The organism is Stenotrophomonas sp. Nf1, assembly GCF_003028475.1.
GTDB lineage: Bacteria > Pseudomonadota > Gammaproteobacteria > Xanthomonadales > Xanthomonadaceae > Stenotrophomonas.
Map to the genome: position 1 here is coordinate 359,814 of NZ_PYTV01000004.1, position 12,147 is coordinate 371,960.

Below are 12,147 nucleotides of genomic sequence, written 5' to 3' on the forward strand. Positions count from 1 at the left end.
GCGTCAGATACTCCGGGGTGCGGCGGCGTCGAGGTTGGCGTCCAACCAGTCGGCCAGGCCGGTGAGGGTGTCGAACTGCAGGTCCGGCTGCAGTTGCGGATGGGTCCAGGTGGCGGCCTCGCGGTTGATCCAGCAGCCGCGCAGGCCGGCGGCAATCGCTCCGGCCACGTCCATCTCGGCATGGTCGCCGACGTGCAGTACCTGGGCCGGCGCCACACCCAAACGGGCGCAGGCGGCGTGGAAGATGCTGGCCTCGGGCTTGGCCGCGCCGTGTTCGCGCGAACCCAGCTGGAAGGCGAAATGATGGGCCAGGCCGATCCGTTCCAGATCGGCATTGCCGTTGCTCAGCGCCGCCACCGGTACCCGCGCGGCGATACGCGCCAGCGCATCGATTGCATCGGGGTAGCACTCCACCTGGTTGCGCGCGGCGTAGAACACCTCATACGCCGGTTCAAGCAGATCAAGGCTGGCGCCACTTTTCTGCAGGGCTTCGTGCAGGGTCAGCCGGCGCAGTGCGCTCAGGTCGTGGTGGAGGTGCGGATGGGCGTGGTACAGCCGCTCGCGCAGTTCGCGCATCGCCGCCACCGGATACATCGCGGCGGTGGCCGGGCTGTGTTCGCACATCCACGCGTGCAGGACCTGTTCGATGCGGGCGCCGATCGGAGCGAACGGCCACAGCGTGTCGTCAAGGTCGAGGGTGATGGCTTGGACGGGGAAATTCACCCCGCCATTCTACCCCTGCCCGCGCGGGCTTTCATGCGGCGCGGCGGGCGGGGGCACGGGTGCTGGGCCGGGTCAGCGCAGGTTGTACGAGCAGGCGATGGTGGTCTGGCCGTCGAACGCCTGCACGTCCAGATTGTGTCGGCCCACTTCCTTCGTATAGGTGCCGGCCACCGGGTCGGACATCTTCGCCAGGGCCGCGATCTGCTCAACGCTGGCCGTGCTGAAGTACGCGGTGAAGCTGTCGATGCCGTCTTCGCCGCTGGCGCCGTCATAGGACTGCAGGCGGTTCACCGGCTGGCCCAGCACCATCAAGGGCGTGGTCAGCCGGAACTCGCCGCTGGACTCGCCGTTTGCCGCGCGTGCCGGGGCCGGTGCCAGCAGCCGGGCCATGGCGTCGAACTGCTGGGGCGTGAGGTGTCGCTTGCAGGTCACCGCTTCAACAAGCTGGGTACGCGCCTGCTCGGCGGTCGGTGGTGCCGCGGCGAACGCGGGAGCGGCAAGGCTGGCCAGGGCGAGGCAACGCGTGGCGAAGGAGATCATCCGAACGGATCCATCCGAAAAAAAGGGGGCATAGTCTGCCAGTTCTGCCCTCGTTCCGGCCCTGCTGTCTGCGCGCCGCCGCCGCTGCCGTGTTCATTCCAGCAGCCGCGCCCAGCCCTGCATGCCCTCCAGTCGTGCCAGCACCAGCTTGATGCAGACCAGCAGCGGCACCGCCAGCAGCAGGCCGATCATGCCCCAGGCCCAGCCGAACACCATCAGCGCCAGGATCAGCACCAGCGGCGACAGTTTCATGCGCCGGCCCAGCACGATCGGAGTCACCATCTGTCCTTCCAGGGTGTGCAGGCCCAGGTAGGCGGCCGCTGGCAGCAGCGCCTGCAACGGGTCGCGGAACTCGACGAAGCCCATCAACAGCATCAGCGTCACGCCGATCAGCGGGCCCACGTAAGGTGCGAAGTTCAGCAGCGCGGCCACCGTGCCCCACAGCAACGCCTCCTGCAGGCCGATGCCGAGCAGCATCAGCACGCCGGAGAACACCAGGCCCACCAGCGTGTTGATCACGCTGATGGTCAGCACATAGCGCGAGACCTCGCGCTCGATCGAACGCAGGATGTCACTGGTGAAGCGCTGCTGCTGGCGGTTCGGGAACAGCGCGATCGCCGCGCGCTGCAGGCTCTGCCCATAGATCATGAAGAACAGCGTGAGCAGCACTACCGCCAGCACCGAGGCAGCCAGCCGGGGCGCGCGGGTCAGCATGCGGTACGGGTCGTCCAGCTGGGCGCGGATCACCTGCACCTTGTGGTTGCTGTCACCGCCGGCCACGCGCGCGAAGTTTTCCGCGGCCTGGTTGGCCTGCTGCACCGGCTTGGTCAGGTCCTGTACCTGGCGGGCGACCTTGCGCAGCTGCTGCGGCGCCTCCTGCGCCCAGTCCATGGCCGGGCCGATCAGCTGCACTGCCAGCGCACCGGTCACACCCAGGCCGGCACCCAGGATCAGCAGCGCGCCCAGTGCGCGCGGAATCCACAGCTTCTGCAGCAGGCGCAGGATCGGGTTGCCGACCAGCGCAAAGAACATCGCCAGCAGCACCGGCAGGATGATGTCCTGCGCGGCCCACAGGGTGAAGCCCATCGCCAGGGTCGCCAGCACCACCAGCGACATCGGCCCGCGTGGGCGCGATGGTGGCGGCAGCGGCGCCTCGGGTGCGTCCGGGGTGCCCGGTGAGGGGGACAGAAGGGACTCGCTCATCGATGCGGCAACCAGGAAGGGGAACGCATTATCCGCCGGCCGTGATCGGCGCGGCGGATTCCGTGGATCAACGTTCGGACAGCTCGGTGGCCGCTTCGGCCGGGCGCGGTTCGCGCAGTTCCGGTTCCGGCGCCGGTTGCGGTGTGGGCCGCGCTTCAGCGCTGGAGGCCGCCGCCTGTGCCTGTTCACTGGCCTCGTCGGCGTCGTCAGCCGCATCGTCGGCGGAGGCGGCGGCATGTGCGGCCATCGCGGTGGCGAACGCCGCCTGTGCGCTGGCGAACAGGTTGGAGACCGAACCGACCATCTGCAGCCAGCGCGCACCGTTGACCTTGCCTGGCACCTCCAGCTTGCCGGCGATGAAGCCGCCGGCAAGGCCGACCACCACGATGCGCAGCGGCGACCAGCCCTGGCGCCAGACCTGGCTGAGCGTGGACCAGTGGTCCTGGGTCTCGCCCAGGCGCACCGTCACCACCTGTTCGCAGCGTTTCACCCGCCGCTGCAGCGCGCCGAACTTCATGGCTTGCCCTCCGGCAGCTGCACCTCGGCATCGGGATCGTCTTCGCTGGGCTCGTCGAACAGGCCCAGACGTGACAGCTGTCGCCGGGTGGCGTGCATGCCGGTGTGGTGGAAGAAGTAGGACACCCGCCAGATCGCATAGCCGGTGACCGCCAGGCTCAGCAGCGAGGTGATCAGCAGCGCCTGCAGCCAGCTCAGGCCCCAGCTCTGCAGCAGGGCGATGAGGGTGGCGGCCATCAGCAGCCAGGCCGAGGCGCCAAACACGATGGCCACACCGGCCCAGGCCAGCGCACGGCCGAACGCACTGCGGGCCAGTGCGAAATCGGCAGATGCCAGCCGACGCAGCGAACGCACGGTGTGCTTGGCCGAATCCGCTGCGGCACGACCGGCCGCGCCGACCTGGCGGATGCTCTCATCCAGCGGCGGGGTCGCCGCTGGATCAGGCGTTTGCGTGGTGTCTTCGCTCACGCTGTCGCTTACTTGTCGCTGCTGCCGCGGGCCAGCTTGGCGATGATCCAGCCGGCAGCGAAGGCCACACCGAACGAAGCCAGCGGGCGTTCGCGGATCAGTTCAGCGGCGCTGTCGATCAGGTCCTTGCCCTTGTCCATCAGTGCATCGACCTGTTCCTTGGCGGCGGCACCGCCGAACTCGGCGGCGGCCAGGCCGGACAGGGCGCTGTCGGACAGTTCAGCCTTGACGTTGGCCTTGCCGATGCGCAGCTCGTCGGTCGCTGCACCGGTCGCACCCTTGATTGCACCGCCGGCGGCACTGGCGGCCTGCTTCAGGTGGGAACCGGCTTCACCCAGGTGTTCCTTCAGGTTCTCGGTATTGGTGGGGCTCATCGAATCACTCCTGTTGCGATGGGGGAACGGGTGTCGGCGGTGCCGACCTGGACTGACAGCAATAGCATTGCCGGGGTATAGGAGGTGTTACGGCAGAGCGATCAGCGCATCACGAGCTGGCCCTGCTGCTGGCCGTTGTTGCGCAGGATGCGCAGCACCAGGGTCGGTGGGCGCTGCTGGAAGTTGGCGCGCCAGCTGGCCAGATCAGCGAATTCACCTACGGTGGCATCGGTGATGATGTCGCCCTGCTGCAGGCCGTTGTTGGCCGCGCGGCTGCCGCGCTTGACCTCGCTGACCAGCACCCCGCCCGCGCCGGACTGGCGCAGCGATTCGGGCAGGTCGACGAAGGTGGCGCCGCCCAGCCGCGGGTCCAGGCTGTCGCCGGTGACCGCACGTGCCTGCTCCTTCAGCGTCGCCTTGATCTGCAGGGGTTTGCCTTCACGACGTACGTCCAGCGCCATCGCGCTGCCCACTGCGGCCAGGCCTTCCACATTGTGCAGGGACTCGGCGCTGTCCACGCGCTGGCCGTTGGCCGCAACCACCACGTCGCCCGGCTTCAGGCCGGCGGCGGCGGCGGCCGAGCCGGCCAGCACGCGGGTGATCAGTGCACCACGGGTTTCGCCCAGGCCCAGGCCCTGCGCGATCTGCGCGGTCAGGTTCTGGCTTTCCACGCCCAGCGTGCCGCGCACCACCACGCCGTGCTTGACCAGCTGGTCGACCACGCTGCGCGCCAGGTTGGAAGGAATGGCCAGGCCCAGGCCGATGTTGCCGGCCATGCTGCCCTGCGGATTGAAGCTGGCGGTGTTGATGCCCACCAGCTGGCCCTGCAGGTCGACCAGCGCGCCACCGGAGTTGCCGGGGTTGATCGACGCATCGGTCTGGATGAAGTTCTGGTAGCCCAGCCCGCGGATGCCGCTGCGGCCCACCGCCGAGACGATGCCCGAGGTGACCGTCTGGCTGAAACCGAACGGGTTGCCGATGGCCACCACGAAGTCGCCTACCCGCAGCTGGTCGCTGTTGCCGAGCTTGATGTCGGTCAGGTTCTGCGCCGGGATGCGGATCAGTGCGATGTCGGTGTCGCGGTCTGAACCGAGGAACTCGGCCTTGACCGTGCGCCCGTCGGCCAGTGTCACCTGCACGTCATCGGCGTTGTCGATGACATGGTGGTTGGTCAGTACCAGCCCTTCCTTGGCGTCGATGATCACGCCCGAGCCCAGCGATTCGTTGATGCGCTCCTGCGGAATATCCGGGAACAGGCGGCGGAAGAACGGGTCGTTGAAGAACGGGTTGCGCACGCGCACCACCTGCTTGGTGTTGACGCTGACCACCGCCGGCATGGCCTTTTCCAGCATCGGCGCCAGCGACGGTACCGCCTGCCCGGCGACCGAAGCCGGCAGCGCCGCCGTGGTGGGCAGCATCGCTGGCAGGGGCGCTGCATCGGCGCGATTGTCCAGGTGCGCGTTGATGCCGGTGGCAACGAAGCCACCGAAGGCGGCGGCGATTGCGAGCGTGAGCAGGGTGGGTAGCGGTCGCATGGGCGTCGGTTCGCAGGCGGGAAGGAGGGGCCGTTCGGCCCTACGGTAAAACAAGCTGAATGAGTCTGTCGCGATCTGGATAAATGCGCCATGAAAGTCGGATGCGTGACATCGGCGCCAGGCGCGGTCACGAACGCAGAGTGCGACACCGGCGGAGGCGATGCGTGCAGCGTCCAGGTACGCCGCGAACGCAGCCAGCACCGGCCGATACTTGCGCAGTTCGGCGCAACCGGGTGCTGCAGGACACCACAACCTGCACCCGCGGCCGTACCCGGACCGATGCACGCGACACGCCATTGCCGCCGTACCTGGCGTGCGGCGCAGCACTGAAAAAAAGGGGTTTCCTGCATACCTGCAAGCCCGGCAAAGGCAACCGGCTACACCATTGCCGTCGCAGCAGATGCGATTGACGGCGCATGCCCCGTTCCACGATCGTCAATGTCGGTATAGCATCGCCCCGTTTTGATACCTAAGGCCCGCAGGAGGGCAACATGAGCAACGGTAATGGTGTGTCGGTCGTGACCGACGCCGTCGAGAACGTCAAAGAAGCCGCCACCAACGTCGGCGAGACCATCGCCCACGCCGCCGAAGACGCCGTGAAGTCGGTCAAGAAGACCGTCAAGCGCGCCACCAAGGCTGCCGGTACCCGCGTTGCCAAGGCCAAGAAGGCTGTGGCAAAGGTCGAGAAGACCGTTGCCAAGAAGGCCGAGAAGGCTGCCAAGTCGGTCGGCAAGACCGTTGCCAAGGCGAAGAAGAAGCTGGAAACGGCCAAGAAGAATGCCAAGGCCGAAGCCGCTGCCCTGAAGAAGGAAGTGGCCAAGAAGAAGGCCGCTGCCGGCAAGGCCGTGACCAAGAAGGCCGCCGCTGCCAAGAAGACCACCAAGGCTGCCGGCAAGAAGGTCGCCACCGTGAAGAAGGCTGCCACCAAGAAGGCCGCCGTCGCCAAGAAGACCGTTGCCAAGAAGGCCGCAGCCGCCAAGAAGGTGGTCGGCAAGAAGGTCGCCACCGCCAAGAAGGCCGTGGCCAAGAAGACCGTCGCCGCCAAGAAGGTCGCCGGCAAGAAGACCGTGGCTGCGAAGAAGGTTGTCGGCAAGAAGGTTGCCGCCACCAAGAAGGTCGCCACCAAGAAGACCGCCGCTGCCAAGAAGGTTGTCGGCAAGAAGGTTGCCGCCACCAGGAAGGTCGCCACCAAGAAGACCGCTGCTGCCAAGAAGGTTGTCGGCAAGAAGGTCGCCGCTACCCGCAAGGCTGTCGCCAAGAAGGCTGCACCGCTGAAGAAGGTTGCTGCCAAGAAGGCTCCGGCCAAGAAGGCTGCCGCCAAGAAGGCCCCGGCCAAGGCCGTGCGCAAGGTCGCCAAGCGCAAGTAATCGCGCTGTGACCGAAGGCCCTGCCGCCCAACGGGTGGTGGGGCCTTTCGCATTTGTGGGACATGGCCTGGGGCAAGATGCAGGTTCTTCCGGCCGGAGCCCCGAGCATGCGCGGTATCGATTTCAGTTCCTGGCAGGGCGTGCTGTCCACTCTGGCCGGCCTGGTGCTGATCACCCTGCTGGGCGTGGGCATCCGCCTGCTGGTGATGCAGACCCTGCAGCAGCGCCGTGAGCGCGAGAACCGGCAGATCAACGAACGGTTGCGCACCCTGATGGCGGCCTACAAGACCCTGGGCGGCTCGTTCACCGGCGAACTGGGTGTGGATCCTTCGCATCGCCGTGACCTGCGCCAGCGCGAAGACGCCGAAGGCATCGCCGAGCCGCGCTCGGATCGCGCACGTCGTATCCGCGATGCGGTTGAAGCGGCACTGTCGGACATCCTGCTGCTGGGTACCGACGAGCAGGTGCGGCTGGCCGCGCGTGCCGCCAATGAACTGGCACAGGGGCGGCCGGTACACACCCACGAACTGGTGATCTCGCTGCGCGATTTCGTGCGCGAAGCGCTGGATCTGGCGCCGATTCCGGCCGATCTGCAGATTCCACCGCAGGGCCCGACCCGGCCCGGCAGCAGCGGCGGCAGCAAGGGCCGCAGCGAGGGCGATGCCAAGGGTGGCCGCACCGGTGGCGGAGCGGGGGGCGGGATGGGCGGTGGGATGGGTGCCGGCATGGGGCTGGGTGCCGGCGCCGCATTGGGCGCCGGCCATGGGTCTGCCAGCGATGAGGCGGACGCGCGCTGAGCGCGTCGCTCCGGCTCAGCCTTTCAGTTCGTAGATCGGCACGAAGCCGCCGTAGATCATCCGCGCGCCGTCGAACGGCATCGGGTTCTTGGCCGGATCCATCCGCGGGTCTTCCATCATTCTGGCCATGCCGGCGTCGCGGGTGGGCTTGTCCGGCCATTCTATCCAGGAGAACACCACCGTTTCCTCCGGCGTGGCCTTCACCGCGCCGAAGAAGTCGGTGGTCTTGCCGTGTGGCACGTCATCGCCCCAGCACTCGACCACGCGCAGCGCGCCGAACTCGACGAAGACCGGATTGCCCGCGCGCGCGTGGGCGAGGAACTTCTCCTTGTTGGCGGTGGGGACCGCCAGTACGAAACCATCGATGTAGCTCATTGCCTGCCTCCGCAGTGGACCGTGCCGCATGCACGGCCTTCAAGTACCCGACGAACCAGAGCGTGCTGGATCGACAATGGTTGAAAGGTGAGGGAAAGCTGCAGGGAGAATGCACGCGCGCCGCGCGCGTATGCCAGAAACAGCCTGAATCAAGCCAAAAAATTCAGCAATGCGAAGACCGCTGTTTTCAGGGAGCGTTGGGGCGAATAACGGAGAATTTACATTCCCGATGCGATGGCGCCTTGGCGCTGCTGCACACCATAAGAAAGTAAAGGTGTACCCCCATGAAGAATTCGCTGATTGCTCTGGCCCTGGCCGCTGCCCTGCCGTTCACCGCCTCGGCTGCTGAGAACCTGTCCTACAACTACGCCGAAGCCAACTACGCCAAGACCGACAACGATGCGTTCAAGTCCGACGGCTGGGGCGTGAAGGGTTCCTACGGCTTCCTGCCGAATTTCCACGCCTTCGGTGAATACAGCCGCCAGGAAATCGACCACACCAACATCAAGCGCGACCAGTGGAAGGTCGGTGCCGGCTACAACGTCGAGATCGCCCCGTCGACCGACTTCATTGCCCGCGTTGCCTACCAGAAGCTGGACCAGAAGCACGGCCTGGACTTCAACGGCTACAGCGCTGAAGCCGGTATCCGCACCGCCTTCGGCGCCCACGCCGAGGTCTATGGCCTGGTCGGCTACGAAGACTACTCCAAGAAGCACGGCATCAATCCGGAAGGCCAGTGGTACGGCCGCCTGGGTGGTCAGGTCAAGCTGAACCAGAACTGGGGCCTGAACGGCGAGCTGAAGATGAACCGCGACGGCGACAAGGAATACACCGTCGGCCCGCGCTTCAGCTGGTAATCGCTTCCTCGGTGCGCGTGCGCGCTGACGATGCCTCGACAGGCCCGGCATATGCCGGGCCTGTTGCGTTGTGACGAACCGGAACGGCACCTGACCACAGGCACGGTGTCATTGCTGCGTTGCAACGAATTGGATTCCGCTGCCTCCAGCACCCGCCTACGGTGGGCATTCCGTACTGCTGGGGCTGCTGTGATGGCACCTGCTGCTCTGTCTGCCGATCGGCCCTGCCGGGTGGCGCTGCTGGATCCGCACCCGGTATTGCGACTGGGCGTGGAGGTGCTGCTGCGCCAGCACACCGGTGTGCAGGTAAGGGTGAGTCTTTCCAATGAACAGCGCCTGCTGCGGCTGCTGGAGCGCAATCCCACCTGCATCGACCTGCTGGTGTTCGACGCCTTGCCGATGGGCGACCTGGGTGATGGGGTAGCCCTGCTGCGCGTGCTGTCGCAGCGCTGGCCGATGCTGCCGGTGCTGGTGCTGTCGGCACAATGCAACGCCAGCGCAGTGAGCACGACCATGCGCGCCGGTGCACGTGGCTTCCTGTCCAAATCGACGGCACCGGGCATGTTGCTGCGCGCGATTGATGTGGTGGCCCGGGGTGGCCGCTTCGTGCCGCCGGAGCTGCGCGCGGAACTGAACCCGCAGGGCGCAGGGCACACCCCCACGCCGACACTCGCACCGCTCAGCCAGCGTGAGCGCGAGGTGCTCGGCCTGGTGTTGAAGGGGTTGAGCACCACCGAAATGGCGCTGCGCGCCGGCCGTTCGGCCAGCACCATCAGTTCGCAGAAAACGTCGGCCTATCGCAAGCTCGGCATCCGCGGTGACGGCGACCTGTTCCGCTTCCGGCACCTGTTCGAATGCGGCTGAGCGGCGTTACTCGCCCTGGTACTGCTTTTCTTCCACCAGTGCTGAACCGGCCACGCGGTTGATCTCGTTCTTGACCTGCACGCGCTCGCCATTGGTGCCGTACACGCCGCGCGCCAGCTGGATGAACGCGTCGTCGAACACCTGTGCCGCTTCCTTGTCGCGCAGCTGGTCCTGGATGTCCCACATGCGCTCGTTGATCGCCTTCAGCTGCTGCTTCAATGCGGCCAGTGCCGGTTGCGCCTGCAGCTGCTGCTGCAGCAGAGGCAGCAGGCCGCCCAGTTCGGTGCGCACGTTGGCCAGCTTGGCGGCATCGTCGATGCGCTCGGCCTTGATCTCGAGAATGGTGATCTTGTCGATCAGCTCGCCGATCGATACCGGGGTCAGGATGGCGTCCACGCGGTTGGTTCCTGGAAACGAGGCGCCATGATACCGCGCCGGCAAGCGCAGGCCCGGATCAATGGGATTTACGCTGAATTTGCGCCGCAGGCCGGGCAACCCCCTCGATCCGTTACGGCCTTGCCTTGGACACTGCCGTCCCGGCGGCGTGGCCGCTTTCGACGAGGAAACAAGTGCAGTGAACAGCAAGGGGATGATGGCGGCGGCCGTGGCCGCGCTGGCAGGTCTGCTCGGTATCGGCAGCGCGCAGGCACAGGTGCAGGCAAGCGGCAACGCAGCGTTTACCAGTGACTATGTGTGGCGCGGCAGCTCGCAGAGCGATGGCGACCCGGCGGTACAGGCGGGCGCGAAGGTGGCGATGGCATCGGGCTGGTACGCCAGCGTGTGGGGCTCGAATGTTTCGTTCAAGCCGGACAACGGCGCGCGCAGCGAGTTCGATCTGGTGGCGGGCTGGTCCGGCGCACTGGCACCGGACTGGGCACTGGATGCCAACCTGACCCGCTACCTGTACCCGGGCACCGGACGCGCGCTGGATTGGACCGAGCTCAACACTACGCTGACCTGGAAACAGCGCGCCTGGCTGCAGCTGGCGCATTCCAACGATGCACTGGCCGGTGGCCATCGCGGGACCTATGCACAGCTGGGCGTACGCGTGCCACTGCACGAGCGCTTCCGCCTGGAAGCGGCGGTCGGCCAGTACTGGCTGGCCAACGCGCAGGGGCCGGACTACCTGCATGGCCAGCTCAGCGCGATCGCCACGCTGACGCCGGCCTGGGAACTGCGTGCCACCGTGCACGACACCGACAGCGCCGCCAAGCGCCTGTTCCCGGGCAACGCCGGCGGGCGCTGGGAACTGGCGCTGCAGGGCAGCTTCTAGTCGGCAGCCGTGGCCTGGCGCGCACGCAGCGCGCCGGGCAGCCACAGCAGCAGCGCCAGCACGGCCACGACTGCACCGGCCAGGCAGATGCCGGTCCAACCGTAGCGCTGGTAGACCTGCGCCGACAGCAGCGAGCCCAGCGAGCCGCCGATGAAGTAGCCGGTCATGTAACCGGCGTTGAGCCGGTTGCGCGCGGCCGGCTGCAAGGCGTAGATCAGGTTCTGGTTGCTGACGTGCAGCAGCTGCGCGGCCAGGTCCAGCACCACCACGCCCACCAGCAGCGCCAGCAGCGAATGGGTGGACAGCCCCAGCGGCAGCCACGACACCAGCAGCAGCACCAGCGCGATGGCCGTGGCGCGCCCGCTCTGGCCGCGGTCGGACATGCGCCCGGCCAGTCCGGCGGCCAGCGTGCCAGCGGCACCGACCAGACCGAACAGGCCGATGGTGGCGTCGCTGTAGGCATACGGCGGTTGTGCCAGCAGGAAGGCGAGCGGGGTCCAGAAGATCGCGAACATGGCGAAACTGCACGCCCCCAGCAGGGTGCGCTGGCGCAGCACCGGCTCCTGCACGAACAGCACGCCGATCGAGCGCAGCAGGGCGAAATAGCCCAGGCCTGCGCTGTGGTGGAAGCGTGGCAGGCCGCGCTGCAGGGCCAGCGCGGTCAGTACCAGGGTGGCCGCGGCGATGGCATAGACCAGCCGCCAGTCGCCCAGGCTCGAGAGCAGGCCGGCTACGGTGCGCGCCAGCAGGATGCCCAGCAGCAGCCCGCTCATCAGCGTGCCGACCACGCGGCCGCGGTGCTCCGGTGCGGCCAGGGTGGCGGCGAATGGCACCAGCACCTGCGCCACCACCGAGAACAGGCCGGTGATCGCGGTGCCCACCAGCAGCCAGGCCAGCGACGGCGCACAGGCACTGATCACCAGGCCGCCGGCCGAGAGCAGGCTCATCACCACGATCAGGCGGCGGCGCTCGAACAGGTCACCCAGCGGCACCAGCAGGATCAGGCCGGCGGCATAGCTCAACTGCGCGGCGGTGACCACCATGCCGGCCTGGCCGAACGGCACGCCGAAGGCATCGGCGATGGTATGCAGCAGGGGCTGCGCATAGTAGTTGCTGGCCACGGCCACGCCGGTGGCCACCGACATCAGCAGCACCTGCCAGCGGTGCAGAGGGGGGAGGGACGGGCTCACGCGGTGTTCCAGTGGGCGGGGCGCACAGTGTCCGCCTGCTGCAGCCATGATGGAAATGAATCATC

Annotated in this window: 15 protein-coding genes; 5 read left to right on the forward strand and 10 right to left on the reverse strand. The window is 67.2% G+C overall.

Annotated elements, in window-relative coordinates:
- Window positions 1-3: 3 nt before the first annotated feature.
- The 7 genes from C9412_RS10335 to C9412_RS10365 form a co-directional block, all read right to left on the reverse strand.
- Window positions 4-723 (reverse strand): HAD-IA family hydrolase, encoded by a 720-nt coding sequence (locus C9412_RS10335; protein ID WP_107231520.1) that lies wholly within the window; start codon window positions 721-723, stop codon window positions 4-6.
- Window positions 724-795: 72 nt separating this feature from the next.
- Window positions 796-1,263, reverse strand: a complete 468-nt coding sequence (locus C9412_RS10340; protein WP_107231521.1) for a hypothetical protein — start codon at window positions 1,261-1,263, stop codon at window positions 796-798.
- A 93-nt stretch (window positions 1,264-1,356) separates the two neighbouring features.
- Entirely contained in the window at window positions 1,357-2,466 is a 1,110-nt protein-coding gene (locus C9412_RS10345; protein ID WP_107231522.1) for an AI-2E family transporter, read from the reverse strand.
- A gap of 67 nt (window positions 2,467-2,533) precedes the next feature.
- Window positions 2,534-2,983 (reverse strand): protein sip-5, encoded by a 450-nt coding sequence (locus C9412_RS10350; protein WP_107231523.1) that lies wholly within the window; start codon window positions 2,981-2,983, stop codon window positions 2,534-2,536.
- A complete protein-coding gene (locus C9412_RS10355; protein WP_107231524.1) occupies window positions 2,980-3,450 on the reverse strand; it encodes a phage holin family protein in 471 nt (156 codons plus the stop codon). Before C9412_RS10355 ends, C9412_RS10350 begins: the two co-directional genes overlap by 4 nt.
- Window positions 3,451-3,458: 8 nt before the next feature.
- A complete protein-coding gene (locus C9412_RS10360) occupies window positions 3,459-3,824 on the reverse strand; it encodes a hypothetical protein (protein WP_010486932.1) in 366 nt (121 codons plus the stop codon).
- 101 nt (window positions 3,825-3,925) lie between these two features.
- Window positions 3,926-5,359 carry a Do family serine endopeptidase gene (locus tag C9412_RS10365; RefSeq protein WP_107231525.1) on the reverse strand — a complete coding sequence of 478 codons (1,434 nt, stop codon included), beginning with the start codon at window positions 5,357-5,359 and terminating at the stop codon, window positions 3,926-3,928.
- 491 nt (window positions 5,360-5,850) lie between these two features.
- On the opposite strand from C9412_RS10365, the gene C9412_RS10370 reads away from it, so the two are divergent.
- A complete protein-coding gene (locus C9412_RS10370; protein WP_107231526.1) occupies window positions 5,851-6,726 on the forward strand; it encodes a histone in 876 nt (291 codons plus the stop codon).
- Between the two features lie 107 nt (window positions 6,727-6,833).
- Window positions 6,834-7,523 carry a hypothetical protein gene (locus C9412_RS10375; RefSeq protein ID WP_107231527.1) on the forward strand — a complete coding sequence of 230 codons (690 nt, stop codon included), beginning with the start codon at window positions 6,834-6,836 and terminating at the stop codon, window positions 7,521-7,523.
- 15 nt (window positions 7,524-7,538) lie between these two features.
- Here the strand turns inward: C9412_RS10375 and C9412_RS10380 are convergent, their stop codons facing one another.
- Window positions 7,539-7,898: a DUF1428 domain-containing protein gene (locus C9412_RS10380; protein ID WP_107231528.1), complete on the reverse strand. Its 360-nt coding sequence runs from the start codon at window positions 7,896-7,898 to the stop codon at window positions 7,539-7,541.
- Between the two features lie 284 nt (window positions 7,899-8,182).
- Here C9412_RS10380 and C9412_RS10385 point away from each other — a divergent pair, with 284 nt between their 5' ends.
- Together C9412_RS10385 and C9412_RS10390 are read left to right on the forward strand one after the other, a co-directional pair.
- Window positions 8,183-8,755 carry an Ax21 family protein gene (locus C9412_RS10385; protein WP_107231529.1) on the forward strand — a complete coding sequence of 191 codons (573 nt, stop codon included), beginning with the start codon at window positions 8,183-8,185 and terminating at the stop codon, window positions 8,753-8,755.
- 192 nt (window positions 8,756-8,947) lie between these two features.
- On the forward strand, window positions 8,948-9,619 hold the full coding sequence (locus tag C9412_RS10390; protein WP_107231530.1) for a response regulator transcription factor: 672 nt from the start codon (window positions 8,948-8,950) through the stop codon (window positions 9,617-9,619).
- 6 nt (window positions 9,620-9,625) lie between these two features.
- Here the strand turns inward: C9412_RS10390 and C9412_RS10395 are convergent, their stop codons facing one another.
- Complete coding sequence (locus tag C9412_RS10395) at window positions 9,626-10,015, reverse strand: DUF6165 family protein (protein WP_107231531.1); 390 nt, start codon at window positions 10,013-10,015, stop codon at window positions 9,626-9,628.
- A gap of 178 nt (window positions 10,016-10,193) precedes the next feature.
- Here C9412_RS10395 and C9412_RS10400 point away from each other — a divergent pair, with 178 nt between their 5' ends.
- The gene (locus tag C9412_RS10400; protein ID WP_107231532.1) at window positions 10,194-10,892 is read left to right on the forward strand and encodes a TorF family putative porin; all 699 of its coding nucleotides are present in this window, start codon (window positions 10,194-10,196) and stop codon (window positions 10,890-10,892) included.
- On the opposite strand, the gene C9412_RS10405 is transcribed toward C9412_RS10400, so the two are convergent.
- Window positions 10,889-12,037 (reverse strand): MFS transporter, encoded by a 1,149-nt coding sequence (locus C9412_RS10405; protein WP_343125557.1) that lies wholly within the window; start codon window positions 12,035-12,037, stop codon window positions 10,889-10,891. The two genes, C9412_RS10400 and C9412_RS10405, sit on opposite strands and share 4 nt — an antisense overlap.
- Between the last annotated feature and the right edge of the window lie 110 nt (window positions 12,038-12,147).

Bases quoted from the DNA above. Each gene is read 5' to 3' on its own strand.
- C9412_RS10340 (WP_107231521.1), bottom strand. From the start codon at position 1,263: ATGATCTCCTTCGCCACGCGTTGCCTCGCCCTGGCCAGCCTTGCCGCT.
- C9412_RS10345 (WP_107231522.1), bottom strand. From the start codon at position 2,466: ATGAGCGAGTCCCTTCTGTCCCCCTCACCGGGCACCCCGGACGCACCC.
- C9412_RS10350 (WP_107231523.1), bottom strand. From the start codon at position 2,983: ATGAAGTTCGGCGCGCTGCAGCGGCGGGTGAAACGCTGCGAACAGGTG.
- C9412_RS10360 (WP_010486932.1), bottom strand. From the start codon at position 3,824: ATGAGCCCCACCAATACCGAGAACCTGAAGGAACACCTGGGTGAAGCC.
- C9412_RS10365 (WP_107231525.1), bottom strand. From the start codon at position 5,359: ATGCGACCGCTACCCACCCTGCTCACGCTCGCAATCGCCGCCGCCTTC.
- C9412_RS10370 (WP_107231526.1), top strand. From the start codon at position 5,851: ATGAGCAACGGTAATGGTGTGTCGGTCGTGACCGACGCCGTCGAGAAC.
- C9412_RS10375 (WP_107231527.1), top strand. From the start codon at position 6,834: ATGCGCGGTATCGATTTCAGTTCCTGGCAGGGCGTGCTGTCCACTCTG.
- C9412_RS10380 (WP_107231528.1), bottom strand. From the start codon at position 7,898: ATGAGCTACATCGATGGTTTCGTACTGGCGGTCCCCACCGCCAACAAG.
- C9412_RS10385 (WP_107231529.1), top strand. From the start codon at position 8,183: ATGAAGAATTCGCTGATTGCTCTGGCCCTGGCCGCTGCCCTGCCGTTC.
- C9412_RS10390 (WP_107231530.1), top strand. From the start codon at position 8,948: ATGGCACCTGCTGCTCTGTCTGCCGATCGGCCCTGCCGGGTGGCGCTG.
- C9412_RS10405 (WP_343125557.1), bottom strand. From the start codon at position 12,037: ATGTCGGTGGCCACCGGCGTGGCCGTGGCCAGCAACTACTATGCGCAG.